The following is a 14,042-nucleotide window of genomic DNA, read 5'->3' as shown; positions in this document are numbered from 1 at the left end:
CCGGGCGGGCGGTCAGCCCGCCCGCAGGTCCGGCTGGAACCCGGTCGTGATCAGCGATGCCGGCGGTTCCACGCCCCACATCTTCTCGATGTTGTAGAAGGCGCGGACCTCCGGCCGGAACAGGTGGACGATCACGTCGCCGGCGTCGATCAGCACCCAGTCGTTCTGGGGCATGCCCTCGGCCTCGGCGTCGATGCCCATGGCCTTCAGCTTCTCCAGCAGGTGGTCGGCCATGGCGCCGACCTGACGGGCCGAACGGCCGGAAGTGACGACCATGTAGTCGGCCAGGCTCGTCTTGCCGATCAGGTCGATCACGACCGTGTCCTCTGCCTTGTCGCCGTCGAGCGACTGGAGGACGAGATCCCGGATGCGGGCGGGGATGTCGGCGGAAGCGGCGCTGGCGCCGGCGACGCCGATGCTAGATGCGGCAGGTATGGTCTTCACCTCATGTCCCATGATGGGGGGCCCGATCCGCCGGGCCGTCGCTTGCCGCGACGCCGGCTGCCGGAACCCCGGTCTTCCCGGCCCAGGCACGGGAATCGCCCCGGCGCCGGATCTCCGTTGCCGAGGCCGGATGCAGGGGGCCGTCCAGGAACACCCAGGCCGGCGGCTCCCTCAGGGGAAGCTCGCGCGACCGGCCCGCATCCACCCGGTCCCGGGCGAAGCGCCGGGCGGCCTTGCCGACCAGCGCGGGAATAGCATAGGGATGGCGCGGGAAGACTGCAACCGGGACCATCCCGAAGATTCGCGTCCAGCCCCGCCAGTGGGGGATCTGCCGCAGGTTGTCCGCCCCCATCAGCCAGACGAAGCGCGTCCGCGGGAAGCGCCGACGCAGTTCGGCCAGCGTTTCCGCCGTGTAGCGGGTGCCGAGCTGCGTCTCCAGCGCCGTCACCACGATGCGCGGGTGCCGGGCGCGGGCCTGGGCGGTCGCCACGCGCAGGTCCAGCGCCGCCGTATCGGCGGCGGACTTCAGCGGGTTCTGCGGCGTCACCAGCCACCAGACCTGATCCAGCCCCAGCCGCTTCAGCGCCATCAGGCTGATGTGGCGGTGCCCCTCGTGCGCCGGGTTGAACGACCCGCCCAGCAGCCCGATGCGCCGCCCGGCCCAGGCCGCCCCGCCCAGGGGGCGCGGCTGTGCCGGAGACGGGAGCGGGGCGGCAGTGCGGGAATAGGGGCGGGTGGCGGCACCCGCTCCGCCGGGGTCGGGGGCCTGCGTCACGGCCGGATCTGGCCGTCGCCGCGGACGACGTACTTGTAGCTGGTGAGCTGGGCAGCGCCGACGGGGCCGCGGGCGTGCAGCTTGCCGGTGGAGATGCCGATCTCCGCCCCGAAGCCGAACTCGCCGCCGTCGGCGAACTGGGTGGAGGCGTTCCACAGCACGATGCCGCTGTCCACGCGGGACAGGAAGCGCTCGGCCGTGGCCGCGTCCTTGGTCACGATGCTGTCGGTGTGGTGGCTGCCGTGGCGCTGGATGTGCTCCACCGCCGCGTCCACCCCGTCCACCGCCTTCACCGACAGGATGGCGTCCAGGTACTCGGTCTCCCAGTCCTCCTCGGCGGCGGGCCGGACCCGTGGGTCCAGCGCCTGCACCGCCGCGTCGCCGCGGATCTCGCAGCCGGCCTCCAGCAGGTCGGCCAGGATCGGGCGCAGGTGGCTGTCCAGCACCGTGCGGTCCACCAGCAGCGTCTCCGCCGCCCCGCAGATGCCGGTGCGCCGCATCTTGGAGTTCATCACCACGGCCCGCGCCTTCTCCACATCGGCGGCACGGTCCACGTAGACATGGCAGATGCCGTCCAGGTGGTAGATCACCGGCACCCGGCTCTCTGCCGCCACCCGGGCGGTCAGCGACTTGCCGCCGCGCGGGATCACCACGTCCACCAGCCCGGTCAGGCCCAGCAGGGCACCGACGGCGGCGCGGTCGCGGGTCGGCACCGCCTGCACGGCGTCCGGCGGCAGCCCGGCCGCGCGCAGCCCGTCCTGCAGGGCCGCCAGGATGGCGCGGGAGCTGTGGAAGCTCTCCGAACCGCCGCGCAGGATGGCGGCGTTGCCCGACTTCAGGCACAGCCCTCCGGCGTCCGCCGTCACGTTGGGGCGGCTCTCGTAGATGATGCCGATGACGCCCAGCGGCACCCGCACCCGCTGGATGCGCAGCCCGTTCGGGCGGGTCCACTCCTCCGTCACGCTGCCCACCGGATCGGGCAGGGCGGCCACCTCCTCCAGCCCCCGGGCGATGGCATCGACCCGGCCGCCGTCCAGCCGCAGCCGGTCCAGCATGGCCGGGGGCAGGTCCTTGGCCCGCGCCGCCTGCATGTCGGCCGCGTTGGCCTCCAGGATTTCCGCCGCACGGGCGCGCACGGCAGCGGCGGCCGCGCGCAGGGCCGCGTCCTTCGCCGCCGTCGGCACGGTGGCGAGCTGCTCCGCGGCGGCGCGGGCCCGGCGGCCCAGCGTCTCCATCAGGGCGGCGACGTCGTCCATCGGCGCCTCGGCGGCGGCTTCCCGTGCATCCATGACACCCTCTCCCGGCCTGGGCAGGCGACACTATCGGAACCGTGAGATGATGACCATACGCCAGCCCGACCGGCAACCAGGGGGTGGCGGGCAGACGCGGCGGGGCTCGCCCGGCGCCGCTGATGCGGCTATGATCGGGGACCCGCGGGGACTGTCCTGTGGCGGGGGAAGGGGATCGGCATGGCAGGGATCGGCGGTATTTCCGGGAGCGGTCCCCTGACCGGCTCTCCCTCCGGTCTGGCGCTTTCCGGCATCGGGGATGCCCAGGCGCGCGTCGCCCGCGCGGCGGAGGCGCTTGCCGGTGGTGGCGAGGCCGCCGCCGTGCTGCCCCAGGCGGCGGCCGACCTCGCGCTCGCCCAGGTGCAGGCCGGCGTGGCGGCCGCCGTGCTGCGCAGCGACGACCGCACCACCGGGATGCTGATCGACCTGCTGGCGTGACGGGAGCGCCCGGGCTGACGGCCTTAGAGGAACCGGCTCGCCAGCAGATAGGCGATCAGCGCCACGACCGGCATCGCCAGCCCCGCCAGAACGGCCGTGCCCGTGGCCCGCGACGCCTCGGCCAGGGCCGCCTCGTTCTCACGCAGCCGGTCCTCGTAGAGCCGGCAGATGCGGGCCTTCACGGCGCAAGGGTCGGACAGGGTCCGCATCTCCGGCGTCCAGTCGGACGGCAGGACGCCGGCCGGGGCCAGGGACCGGGGTTTGCCGGCCCAGTAGGCGATGGCCGCGGCCACCTGGGCCGTCAGGCTGCCGAAGCCGGCGGCGATGCTCAGGGCGGGCGCGCGCCCGTGCAGCAGCAGGGTGGCGACGCCCAGCCCCAGGGTCAGGGCGATCATCAGGCCGGTGAAGGAGTTGGCCCGCTGATCCGCGGCCAGGGCCGCCGTGTACTGCGCCGACAGCCGCACCTCCGCCATGCGGATCATCTCGTCCAGGACCGCCCCGTCGGCCGCCGGCCCCGTCTCCGGCAGGTCGGGAGCGGGGGCGGGCAGGGCGGTTTGCACGGCGGCCGCGTCGCGGGTCAGCAGCACCACCGACACCAGCGCCACGATGCAGATCAGGAGCGCCGCCGCCAGCCGTTGCAGCGAGTCCGCCGATGCCGGCGGGTTCATCGTGAAGTACATCATCAGCGTGCCGGCCACCGCCCCGGCCAGCAGAATCGCCAAGAAGACCAGACCTGCGCGTACCATCGCCCGACCCTGATCGACCACGGGGCATCCGTCATGCCCGGACCGGGGCGATCCTATAGCGCCCGCCGGGGCCGATCCAGGCAGGAGGGGGGTCGGGGGCGTCCCGTCGCAGGGACGTCAGCCGGTGCGCCGGGCAGGCGACAATGCCTTATCCCTCGGGCAGGGCCGTGCGGCGTGGAGCGCCGCGCAGACGCGACCGGATCCGGTCGGCGCTCCGGGGGCTCCCGGCCGGCATCGTTTCCGGAACGGCCGGCGGCGCCGGCTGGGCCGCAGGTCCCGCGACATGGACCCGGCCCGGCCCCGTCCTCCCCGCGACGATCGCCACGGCCTCGTCCAGGGAGACCAGAAGCTCGTCGGTCACATCGGTGGTGCGGGACATCGGAACCTCCATGTCACCGGTTGCGCGGCGGGTCCTGGGTCAGGCGCTCGACAAGGTCGCACAGCTTCTTTTGCTGTTCGGGCGTCGGGTTGACCTGCTCATTCTTGCCATAGATCAGGAGCGCGAACACCAGATCATCCCGGAGCCGCAGGAAATAGAGAACGCGGAATCCGCCGCTCCTGCCCCTGCCGTCCGCCGCGAAGCGCATCTTCCGGATGCCGTTCATCCCGGGGACCGGGACGCCGCGCTCCGGGTGGTTCGACAATGTCTCGATCAGCCTGTCCCGCTCGGCCGGGGTCAGAAGTGCATCCGCCCGCCTTGAGAACACGGGCGTCTCGATCACCGTTCGCAGCAGCCTGTGCGACACCGCACGCATCCAGACCCGTTCCGAACGGTTGAAGACGACCGGCACTCCCTTGGGGATCATATCACCGGAGGGTATCGCAACGCCACCTGCCGGCAGCATCCACTCCGCAGGCCGAAAAGGCGCCCTACCCGGTGCGCCCGGCCGCGGGGCCGGGGGGCTTGGCCGTTTCTGCTTCCGTTCCCTTGCCGGCCGTCTCCTTCGCGCCGTCCTTCGGCGGTTTCGGGGGCTTCGGCGGCTTGGGGGGCTGGGTCAGCAGGGCGATGCGGCTGGCGTACTTCTCGGGCTCGCCGGCCACGAGCAGGGGAGCTTCCGCCACCAGGGCGTCCAGCAGCGGCTCCAGCCACTGTTCCTCCGCCTTGGCGAAGTTGGACAGCACCCAGCCGGTCACCCGCTCCTTCGAGCCGGGGTGGCCGATGCCGATGCGGATGCGCCAGTAGTCCTTGCCGACATGGTCGTCCAGCGACCGCAGGCCGTTGTGGCCGCCATGGCCGCCGCCCCGCTTGACGCGGACGCGGCCCGGCGGCAGGTCCAGCTCGTCATGGAAGACGAGGACCTGGTCGGGCGTGATCTTGTAGAAGCGCATGGCCTCGCCGGCGGCCTGGCCGGAGAGGTTCATGAAGGTGGCGGGCTTCAGGAGAAGGACCTTCTCCCCCGCCACGCTGCCTTCGGCGGTCAGCCCCTGGAAGCGGCGCTTCCAGGGACCGAAGCCGTAGCGGCGGTGGAGCAGGTCCACCGCCATGAAGCCGACATTATGCCGCTGGCGCTCGTACTCCGGGCCGGGATTGCCCAGACCGACGACGAGACGCATCGGAGCTTACGCGCCCGCCTGGGCCGCATCCTCCGCCTCGGCAGCCTCGGACTTGAGGCCCGACGGGGCGGCGATGGTGGCGATGGTGAAATCGCGGTCGGCAATGGTCGGACGCACGCCTTCCGGCAGCGCCACCGCGCTGATGTGGATGGAGCTGTTCAGGTCCGCATCGGCCAGATCGACGGTGATGTGCTCCGGGATGTTGTCGGCCCGGCAGAACACCTCAATCTCGTGGCGCACGATGTTCAGCACGCCGCCCCGCTTGATGCCCGGGGAGGTTTCGCCGTTGGCGAACTCCACCGGAATCTTCACCACGATCTCGGTCGCGGCGGAGACGCGCAGGAAGTCCACATGCAGCGGCCGGTCGCTGACCGGGTCGAACTGCACGTCACGCGGCAGCACGCGGTGCGTGGCGCCGTCGACGGTGATGCTGAACAGGTGCGTGAAGAAGCCCGGGCGGTGCAGCTCGCGGAAGAACTGGTTGAACTCCAGCGAGATCATCACCGGCTTTTCCTTGTTGCCGTAGATCACGGCCGGAATGCGGCCCTCGCGGCGCGTCTGGCGGGCGGTCCCCTTTCCGGCCCGGTCGCGCAGCTCGGCGCTCAGCGCGATGGTCTGGGTCATAGGTCATCTCCTCAAAGCAGACGGACCCGGTCGGGCGGGATCGCCCCGGGTCCGCGAGCCGGACGCCAGCCTCCAGGGGTGCTGTACGCCCGGATCAAGTTGCGCGGGTCTAATGCCCGCCCCGTTTCCTGTCAAGCGCAGACCCGGAAAAGGACCGGCGCCGACGGTGGTCAGTCGAAGATCAGTCGAACAGGCTCGACACCGAGCGCTCGTGGCTGATGCGCTCCACCGCCTCGGCCATCAGCGGCGCGATGGTGAGCTGGCGGATGTTGCGGGAGACGCGCACGGCCTCCGTCGCCTGGATGCTGTCCGTCGTCACCAGCTCGTCCAGCGGCGAGTCCGCGACGCGGGCGACGGCGCCGCCCGACAGCACGCCGTGGGTGACATAGGCGCGGACCGAGCGGGCGCCGCGCTCACGCAGGGCCACGCCCGCGTTGCACAGGGTGCCGGCGGAATCCACGATGTCGTCGATCAGGATGCAGTCGCGGCCGTCCACGTCGCCGATGACGTTCATCACCTCCGACACGCCGGCGCGCTCGCGCCGCTTGTCGATGATGGCGAGGTCGGCGTCCAGGCGCTTGGCGATGGCGCGGGCGCGGACCACGCCGCCCACGTCGGGCGACACGATGGTCAGGTTGCCCTTGTCCGGCATCTTCGCCTGGATGTCCTGGGTGAACACCGGGGCGGCGATCAGGTTGTCCGTCGGGATGTCGAAGAAGCCCTGGATCTGGCCGGCGTGCAGGTCCAGCGTCAGCACGCGGTGGGCGCCGGCCATGGTGACCAGGTTGGCGACCAGCTTGGCGGAGATCGGCGTGCGCGGGCCGGTCTTGCGGTCCTGCCGGGCATAGCCGTAGTAGGGGATCACCGCCGTGATGCGGCGCGCGGACCCGCGGCGCAGCGCATCGATGGTGACCAGCAGCTCCATCAGGTTGTCGTTCGCCGGATAGCTGGTCGACTGGATGACGAAGGTGTCCTCGCCCCGGACGTTCTCCAGGATCTCGACGAAGACCTCCATGTCCGAGAAGCGCCGGACGCTGGCCTTGGTCAAGGGCACCTTGAGGCAAACGGAAATGGCCTCGGCCAACGGCCGATTGCTGTTGCCGGCGATGAGCTTCATGGGAGCGCCGCCCGTCTCGCGATGTCGTGGTGGAAGTGCCACGCCCGCCCGGCGGCCGTAGCGAAACCTTCATGAGGCGCGCGGACCATATCAAGGCATGTTCTTGAAGTAAACGCTGCTCCTCCCTTCTCGGCGCGGCCGGGGCATCTCCTCAGGGTATGGCTGCCTCCCCCGCGCGGACAGTCATCCTGTGCCAGCCGCTGCCGGGCGGGTACGGGAGCCAGCCCCGTTCGACTTGGCCGGACGGCCCGCTTCCGGCGCCCCGCCCCCCGGCCGGTCACTCCGCCAGGGCGATGGCGGACAGGCCGCGGCCGTAGTCCGGCTCGCCCTGCAAGGTGGCGCGGCGGTAGCTGAAGAAGCGGTCGGTCTCGCCCAGCGTGTCGTGCGGCGTGCGCTGCACCCCCGCCACCCCGGCCGCGACCAGCCGCCCCTCGGCATAGCCGCCCAGGTCGAACAGCCAGTGCCCCTCCCGGCGCGCGGGGGCGAACAGGGCCGCGTGCGCCGGGTCCTGCTCCAGGAAGCGGTCGCGGAACTCCGCCCCCACCTCGTAGGAGCGGTGGGCGATGTGCGGGCCGATGGCGGCCAGCGTGCGCTCCGGCCGGGCGCCCAGCGCGGTCATGGCGGCCAGCGTGGCCTCCAGCACGCCGCCGAACGCCCCCTTCCAGCCGGCATGGGCGGCGCCGATCACCGCCGCCTCGGGATCGCAGAACAGCACCGGCGCACAGTCGGCCGTCAGGATGCCCAGCGCGATCCCCGGCACCCGCGTCACCATCGCGTCGGCCTTCGGGGCGGTGCTGTGGTGCCAGGGGGCGGTCACCGTCACGACGGTGGGGCTGTGGATCTGGTAGACGGTGACCAGGCTCTCCGCCGGCAGGTCCAGCCGGCGCATGCAGCGGGCCCGGTTCTCCGCCACGGCGGCCGGCGCGTCGCCCGAGCCGAAGCCGCAGTTCAGGCTGTCGAACAGCCCGCGGGAGACGCCGCCCGTGCGGGTGAAGAAGCCGTGCCGGATGGCGGGGATCGCGTTCAACGTGCTAAGGGTGATCACGGTCGTCCTGCGGACCTTCGCGGCGGAAAACGGGGTGGCTGGGGGTCAGGCGTCGAAGCCGGCCGGGGCCGGCAGGCCGGGGCTCGTTGCCGCGACCGCCTTGAACAGCCGGACCATGCCGGCCTCCCCCAGCAGGCGGTCGAGGGCGCTGTCAATATCCGCAGGTGCGCCGGCGTCGCAAGCCCCTTCAGGACGGCGGCGCGGGTCCGGATACCAGGGCGGACAGCAGATCGCCCTGCGTCACCGGCCCCCAGGCCGCGGCCCCGCCCGCCCGCAGCGCCGCCGCCAGCGCCGCGAAGTCCACATGCGCCGTCAGGTCCGCCTCGCCCGGGGCTTCCAGCGGGTCGGCGAAGCGGTGCCGCCGCACGGCCTGGAGCGTGTCGCCCACGGCCGGCCCGGCATGGCCGTAATCCACCATCAGCGCGGCACCGGGCGCGCGCGCCAGCCGTCCGCCGATCTCCTGCGCCACGGCCGCCGCCGCGGGGGCCAGCTCGACGACGCTGCCGGGCGGGGAGCCGCGCAGGGCGGGCGGCACCAGCGCCTCGCCGGCGGCCGGGTCCAGCACCCAGGCCAGCCGCCCGTCCGCGTCCAGCCCCACCTTGCGCTCGGCCCAGAGCAGCCGGCCGCGGTGTTCCTGCCGCACGAGCTGGCGGATCGGCAGGGCGTCGAAGAACTCGTTCGCCAGCAGCAGCAGCGGCCCCTCCGGCACCTCCTCCAGCCGGTCGTGCCAGACCGGCGCCGGCGGGGCGGGCAGGGCGGCCAGCGCCGCCGCCTGCCGCTGCCGCAGCACCGGGCTCGTCTCCACCAGATGCGGGCGCAGGGCGGCGTGGAAGCCGGGCACCCGGGCGGTGGCGCGCAGCGCGTCGGCCATCAGGGTGCCGCGGCCCGGTCCCAGCTCCACCAGGGCGACGCCGGCCGGACTGCCCATCGCCAGCCAGCAGTGCGCCGCCCAGAGGCCCAGCATCTCCCCGAACATCTGGCTGATCTCGGGGGCGGTGGTGAAGTCGCCGCCCGCGCCCAGCGGGTCGCGGGTCGTGTAGTAGCCGTGCTGCGGATGGCCGAGGCAGAGCGCCATGTAGGCGCTGACCGGCAGCGGTCCCGTGAGCCGGATCTGCCGGGCGATCAGCGCCGCGAGCGGCGTCTCCGCCTCCGGCGGCGTGCCCGTGACGGGCGTCGGGCTCATCGCCCGGCCGCGGCCGCCGCGGGCGTGCGCACGGGGCCGAACGGCGCCCGCACCAGGATCCAGAGACCGATCAGCACCATCGGCACGGACAGGATCTGTCCCATGGTGACGCCGAAGGCCAGATAGCCGATCTGCACGTCGGGCTCGCGGAAGACCTCGCCCAGGATGCGGGCGATGCCGTAGCCGACCAGGAAGGTGCCCGACAGCGTGCCCGTGCGCTCGCGCACCGCCGGCTTCGACGCCAGCCAGGCCAGCACGGCGAACAGCACCAGCCCCTCCAGCGCCGCCTCATAGAGCTGGCTCGGGTGGCGCGGCACCCCGCCGGCCCGCGGGTCGGGGAAGATCACGGCCCAGGGCAGATCCGGTGCGGGGCGGCCCCACAGCTCGCCGTTCACGAAGTTGGCGATGCGGCCCAGGAACAGCCCCACCGGGCCGGCCACCGCCACCAGATCGCCCAGCGCGAAGGGGCTGAAGCCGTGCCGCCAGCCATACAGCAGGATGGCGGCGACGATGCCCGTCAGCCCGCCGTGGAAGGACATGCCGCCCGACCAGATCGCCAGGGCCTGCAAAGGATGCTGTATGTAGTAGTCGAGATTGTAGAACAGCACGAAGCCCAGCCGGCCGCCCAGCAGCACGCCGACGATGGCCCAGGTCAGGAACTCCGACAGGTCGTCCGGGGTCGGCCGGCCCGGAATCGCCCGGGCCAGACGGGTGCAGTACCACCAGCCGAACAGGAACCCGGCCAGATAGGCCAGGGCGTACCAGCGGATCACGATGGGACCCAGCTCGACCGCGACGGGGTCGATGGCGGGAAAGGGGATACCGGACATCGGACAGGGGCTCTAGCGATACGGGTCGGGGGTGGCGAGGTAGTCGCGCACGTAACGGGCGACGCCCTCCTCCAGCGACGTGAACGGTGCCGTGTAGCCCGCGGCCCGCAGCCGGTCCATGCGCGCCTGCGTGAAATACTGGTAACGGCCGCGCAGCACGTCGGGCATCGGCACGTACTCGATGGCCGGGGCGCGGCCCGTGGCGATGGACAGGGCGCAGGCCAGATCGTTCCAGGTGCGGGCGTGGCCCGTGCCCAGGTTGAACAGGCCGCTGACCTGCGGGTGCCCGTACAGCCAGATCATCACGTCCACGCAGTCGCCGACCCAGACGAAGTCGCGCATCTGCCCGCCGTCGGGATAGTCCGGCAGGTCCGAGGCGAACAGCCGGGCCGGCTCGCCCGCGGCGATGGCGGGCCACATCTTGCAGGCCACCGAGCGCATCTCGCCCTTGTGGTATTCGTTCGGGCCGTAGACGTTGAAGAACTTCAGCCCGGCCCATTGCCGCGGGCGCCGGCCGCCGGTCATGCCGCCTTGCAGGATACGGCGGTCGAACAGGTGCTTGGACCAGCCGTAGGGGTTCAGCGGCCTGAGCGCCGCCAGCGCCCCCGGCGACGGGTCATCGTCGAAGCCGGCCGAGCCGTCGCCATAGGTCGCGGCGGAGGAGGCGTAGATCATCCGGGTCGCGGTGCGGGTACACCACTCCCAGAGATCCAGGGTCAGGCGGAAATTGTTGGTCACGATCAGGTCGGCGTCCGTCTCCGTCGTCTCGGAGACCGCGCCCATGTGGAACACGCAGTCGATCTCGCCGGCATGGCGGTCCAGGTAACGGAACAGCTCCTCCGGCGGGATCAGGTCCCAGAGGGCGCGCTTGCCCAGGTTGCGCCACTTCTCCCCGCGGCCCAGCCGGTCGCAGACGACGACGGGACCCAGGCCCGCCTCTTCCAGGCCGGCGACCAGGTTCGATCCGATGAAGCCGGCACCGCCGGTGACCACGAGCATGGGCGGCCCCTCCCTGCCGATTCAGCAGGCGGACGGCACGTCCGCCGGCCTTGAGTGTTATAGGAAGTGTTATAGGGGCCGGGGTGGGTTGTCCACGGTGGGTTGTCCACAGGGCGGCGACCCGTGGCTGACGGGACGTCCCCGGTCCGGGCGGCGGCTGCGCCGCGGTTGCGGACCATCAGGCCAGGGGACGCTTCTCGGGGGACGCTTTTCCGGGGTTGCGCCGCCCGCGACGGCACCGCATCTTGCGCCCCCGTCCGACGGGCCCGGCCGATCCTGCATTGGACAGGCCGGGACCCGCCCGCCATACTGGCGCGCTTCCATCAAGGGGTGATGACCGATGCAGGTCGACAATAAGCTGCTGGATGATCTGGCCCGAGTCGCGAGCAGCGCGGTGGGTGCGCTGACCGGCATCCGCTCGGAGGTCGAGTCCCAGTTCCGCCAGCAGTTCGAGCGTATCCTGTCGCAGATGGACGTGGTGCCGCGCGACGACTTCGAGATGGTGCGCGAGATGGCCACCCGGGCCCGCGCGGCCCAGGAGGAGCTGGAGGACAAGGTCCGCCAGCAGGAGACGCTGGCCGACCGGGTGACCCGGCTGGAAGCCCTGGTCGCCACGCTGACGGCGCAGCTCGAACTGCTGAGCCCCGACACGCCGCCCAAGCGGCCGCACCGGCCGGCCGGCAAGGATGCCGGTCCGGACGCGGGCGCCAAGGACACGGGCGCCAAGGATACCGGGGCCTGATCCGGCCGGCGCCGCACGGGCGGCGCCTGTCCGCACCGTCGCTGAAAGAACGGCTGAAACGGCCCTGGACGCCGGAACCGCGTCGGGGAAAGTTCATGCACCGGAATACCCGGCCCGCCGGGAATCCGGTTGCGCGCACGGGGGCGCATCTGGCACCGTAAGCCTAGTAGCCCCACGGTCTGGAACCACAACATATCGGCGCTGTCATACATGCTGGGTCGGGCCGGGGGCACGACGCAGCGTGACGGAGCCGGGGCAGGCGGGTTTCCAGACCGGGAACGGGGGGCGGGGTCATCCTTCCCACCGCGCGCGAGAGGAGGGCGCATCATGACGGCCGTATCCGTCGATACCCAGGGCAACACCCACAATCCGCTCGACATCATCGAGGAGATCGTCGTCGCCAACGAATGGCCCTTCGATCGCGCCAGCGAGGAGGAGATGGTGGTCGAGATCGGCGGGCGCTGGTGCGACTACCGGCTCTTCTTCGTCTGGCAGACGGAGGTGAGCGCCATGCAGTTCTCCTGTCAGTTCGACATGAAGGTGCCCGTACCGCGGCGGCCGTCCATCCACGAATTGCTGGCCGAGGTGAACTCGAAGATGTGGCTCGGCCATTTCGATGTCTGCCCCGAGGAGCAGACCCCGATGTTCCGGCAGACGCTGCTGCTGCGCGGCGCCCGGGCGGCCAGTGTGGAACAGCTTGAGGATCTGGTGGACATCGCGCTGTCCGAGTGCGAGCGTTACTACCCCGCCTTCCAGTTCGTCATCTGGGGCGGCAAGTCGGCCCAGGAGGCGGTCACCGCCGCCATCCTGGATACGGTCGGGGAGGCCTGATCCCCGCACGGCGACCGCCCGGATGCGGCCGCGGCGAGCTGTGGAACAGGCCCCGGAAACAGGAGGCGGTTCGGGCATCGGCATGGGTGTTTCGCTGCTGCTGGTCGGATGCGGCAAGATGGGCGGGGCCCTGCTCTCCGGCTGGAGGGCGGCCTCGGTCGCGTCCCGCATCGTCGTGGTGGAGCCGTCCGGCCCCGCCGCGGCCTTTCCGTCCGGGGTGCCGGACGGTGTCGAGGTGGTGACCGGGGCGGAGGCGCTGCCGTCCGGCTTCGCGCCCGACGCGGTGGTCCTGGCGGTCAAGCCGCAGATGATGGATGCCGCGGCCCCCGCCTACGCCCGCTTCGCCGGAACGGCCGTCTTCCTCTCCATCGCCGCCGGCAGGACCGTCGGCTATTTCGAACGGGTGTTCGGGTCAGGGGCGGCCATCGTGCGGGCCATGCCCAACACGCCGGCCGCCATCGGCCGTGGCATCACGGCGGCCGTCGCCAATGCCGCCGTCACGTCCGAACAGCGCGATCTCTGCACCCGCCTGCTGGCCGCGGCCGGGGAGGTGGCGTGGCTCTCCGAGGAGAGCCAGATCGACGCCGTGACCGCCGTTTCCGGCAGCGGCCCGGCCTATGTCTTCCTGCTGGTGGAGGCGCTGGCGAAGGCGGGGGAGGCGGCGGGCCTGCCGCCGGATCTCGCCATGACGCTGGCCCGCGCCACCGTCTCCGGCTCGGGGGAGCTGCTGCACCGGGCCGCCGAACCGGCGGACCAGCTCCGCCGCAACGTCACCAGCCCCGGCGGCACCACCCAGGCGGCGCTGGACGTGCTGATGGCGCCGGACGGGCTGGGGCCGCTGCTCGACCGGGCGGTCGCCGCCGCAGTGCGCCGCTCGCGCGAGCTGGCGGGCTGAGCGGAGCCGGGCCGTGCCGCTTCCCCTCAGCCCCAGCGCCCAGCGCTTCCAGAACCTGATCAACGACCTGGGCCATCCGGTCCATGTCGTGGAGTTCTCCGCCTCCACCCGCACCGCGGCCGAGGCCGCCGCCGTCGTGGGCTGCGAGGTGGCCCAGATCGCCAAGTCGATCATGTTCCGCACCCGCGACAGCGGCCGGCCCGTGCTGGTCGTCGCCAGCGGCAGCAACCGGGTGAACGAGACGGCGGTGGCCCGCCGGCTCGGCCCGCTGATCGGCGGCGAGAAGCTGGCGAAGGCGGATGCGGAATTCGTCCGCGCCAATGCCGGCTATGCCATCGGCGGGGTGCCGCCGCTCGGCCATACGGTGCCGCCGGTGGTGCTGGTGGACCGCGACCTGCTGGCGTTCGACACGGTGTGGGCCGCCGCGGGCACGCCCAGCGCCGTCTTCCCCGTCGCCCCCGCCACCCTGGTCGCGCTGACCGGCGGGCAGGTGGACGAGGTGACCTGAACGCTGCCTGCCCGACCGTCTT

At 72.2% G+C, this 14,042-nt stretch carries 18 protein-coding genes; 5 read left to right on the top strand and 13 right to left on the bottom strand.

Translation table 11 applies throughout. The features are described from left to right. Positions 1–12 precede the first annotated feature (12 nt). The 3 genes from rsfS to RC1_RS09175 are packed head-to-tail and all read right to left on the bottom strand — an operon-like array spanning position 13 to position 2,508. Positions 13–444: a ribosome silencing factor gene (gene rsfS, locus RC1_RS09185; RefSeq protein WP_419760920.1), complete on the bottom strand. Its 432-nt coding sequence runs from the start codon at positions 442–444 to the stop codon at positions 13–15. 1 nt (position 445) lies between these two features. Continuing rightward, the gene (locus RC1_RS09180) at positions 446–1,219 is read right to left on the bottom strand and encodes a nicotinate-nucleotide adenylyltransferase (RefSeq protein WP_012567095.1); all 774 of its coding nucleotides are present in this window, start codon (positions 1,217–1,219) and stop codon (positions 446–448) included. Beyond that, a complete protein-coding gene (locus RC1_RS09175; RefSeq protein WP_012567094.1) occupies positions 1,216–2,508 on the bottom strand; it encodes a glutamate-5-semialdehyde dehydrogenase in 1,293 nt (430 codons plus the stop codon). Before RC1_RS09175 ends, RC1_RS09180 begins: the two co-directional genes overlap by 4 nt. 180 nt (positions 2,509–2,688) lie before the next feature. Here RC1_RS09175 and RC1_RS09170 point away from each other — a divergent pair, with 180 nt between their 5' ends. Next, positions 2,689–2,946 (top strand): hypothetical protein, encoded by a 258-nt coding sequence (locus RC1_RS09170; protein ID WP_012567093.1) that lies wholly within the window; start codon positions 2,689–2,691, stop codon positions 2,944–2,946. A gap of 23 nt (positions 2,947–2,969) precedes the next feature. Here RC1_RS09170 and RC1_RS09165 read toward each other — a convergent pair whose 3' ends face one another. The 10 genes from RC1_RS09165 to rfaD form a co-directional block, all read right to left on the bottom strand. Further along, positions 2,970–3,692, bottom strand: coding sequence for a hypothetical protein (locus RC1_RS09165; protein ID WP_012567092.1), 723 nt, complete (start codon positions 3,690–3,692; stop codon positions 2,970–2,972). Between the two features lie 148 nt (positions 3,693–3,840). Continuing rightward, a complete protein-coding gene (locus RC1_RS09160) occupies positions 3,841–4,071 on the bottom strand; it encodes a hypothetical protein (RefSeq protein ID WP_148213427.1) in 231 nt (76 codons plus the stop codon). A gap of 13 nt (positions 4,072–4,084) precedes the next feature. Next, positions 4,085–4,537 (bottom strand): type II toxin-antitoxin system RelE/ParE family toxin, encoded by a 453-nt coding sequence (locus RC1_RS09155; protein ID WP_148213426.1) that lies wholly within the window; start codon positions 4,535–4,537, stop codon positions 4,085–4,087. A 25-nt stretch (positions 4,538–4,562) separates the two neighbouring features. Continuing rightward, a complete protein-coding gene (gene pth, locus RC1_RS09150) occupies positions 4,563–5,246 on the bottom strand; it encodes an aminoacyl-tRNA hydrolase (RefSeq protein ID WP_012567089.1) in 684 nt (227 codons plus the stop codon). Between the two features lie 6 nt (positions 5,247–5,252). Then, positions 5,253–5,870 (bottom strand): 50S ribosomal protein L25/general stress protein Ctc, encoded by a 618-nt coding sequence (locus RC1_RS09145; protein WP_012567088.1) that lies wholly within the window; start codon positions 5,868–5,870, stop codon positions 5,253–5,255. A gap of 181 nt (positions 5,871–6,051) precedes the next feature. Then, the gene (locus RC1_RS09140) at positions 6,052–6,987 is read right to left on the bottom strand and encodes a ribose-phosphate pyrophosphokinase (RefSeq protein WP_012567086.1); all 936 of its coding nucleotides are present in this window, start codon (positions 6,985–6,987) and stop codon (positions 6,052–6,054) included. Positions 6,988–7,264: 277 nt separating this feature from the next. After that, the gene (gene pgeF, locus RC1_RS09135) at positions 7,265–8,032 is read right to left on the bottom strand and encodes a peptidoglycan editing factor PgeF (RefSeq protein ID WP_041785268.1); all 768 of its coding nucleotides are present in this window, start codon (positions 8,030–8,032) and stop codon (positions 7,265–7,267) included. 187 nt (positions 8,033–8,219) lie between these two features. Then, a complete protein-coding gene (locus tag RC1_RS09130; RefSeq protein ID WP_012567084.1) occupies positions 8,220–9,215 on the bottom strand; it encodes a class I SAM-dependent methyltransferase in 996 nt (331 codons plus the stop codon). Continuing rightward, on the bottom strand, positions 9,212–10,045 hold the full coding sequence (gene lgt, locus RC1_RS09125) for a prolipoprotein diacylglyceryl transferase (protein WP_012567083.1): 834 nt from the start codon (positions 10,043–10,045) through the stop codon (positions 9,212–9,214). The genes RC1_RS09130 and lgt overlap by 4 nt, the downstream gene beginning before the upstream one ends. 12 nt (positions 10,046–10,057) lie before the next feature. Next, on the bottom strand, positions 10,058–11,044 hold the full coding sequence (gene rfaD, locus RC1_RS09120; RefSeq protein WP_012567082.1) for an ADP-glyceromanno-heptose 6-epimerase: 987 nt from the start codon (positions 11,042–11,044) through the stop codon (positions 10,058–10,060). 340 nt (positions 11,045–11,384) lie between these two features. Here rfaD and RC1_RS09115 point away from each other — a divergent pair, with 340 nt between their 5' ends. From RC1_RS09115 to RC1_RS09100, 4 genes are all read left to right on the top strand, one after another. Next, on the top strand, positions 11,385–11,786 hold the full coding sequence (locus RC1_RS09115) for an accessory factor UbiK family protein (RefSeq protein WP_012567081.1): 402 nt from the start codon (positions 11,385–11,387) through the stop codon (positions 11,784–11,786). A 327-nt stretch (positions 11,787–12,113) separates the two neighbouring features. Then, on the top strand, positions 12,114–12,617 hold the full coding sequence (locus RC1_RS09110) for a type III secretion system chaperone family protein (protein ID WP_012567080.1): 504 nt from the start codon (positions 12,114–12,116) through the stop codon (positions 12,615–12,617). 82 nt (positions 12,618–12,699) lie between these two features. After that, positions 12,700–13,512: a pyrroline-5-carboxylate reductase gene (gene proC, locus RC1_RS09105; protein WP_012567079.1), complete on the top strand. Its 813-nt coding sequence runs from the start codon at positions 12,700–12,702 to the stop codon at positions 13,510–13,512. 13 nt (positions 13,513–13,525) lie between these two features. Then, positions 13,526–14,020 carry a YbaK/EbsC family protein gene (locus RC1_RS09100; protein WP_012567078.1) on the top strand — a complete coding sequence of 165 codons (495 nt, stop codon included), beginning with the start codon at positions 13,526–13,528 and terminating at the stop codon, positions 14,018–14,020. The last annotated feature ends 22 nt before the right edge of the window (positions 14,021–14,042 follow it).

This window comes from Rhodospirillum centenum SW (assembly GCF_000016185.1).
GTDB classification, from domain to species: Bacteria; Pseudomonadota; Alphaproteobacteria; order Azospirillales; family Azospirillaceae; genus Rhodocista; species Rhodocista centena.
This window is presented reverse-complemented; position numbering and strand designations above follow the sequence as displayed.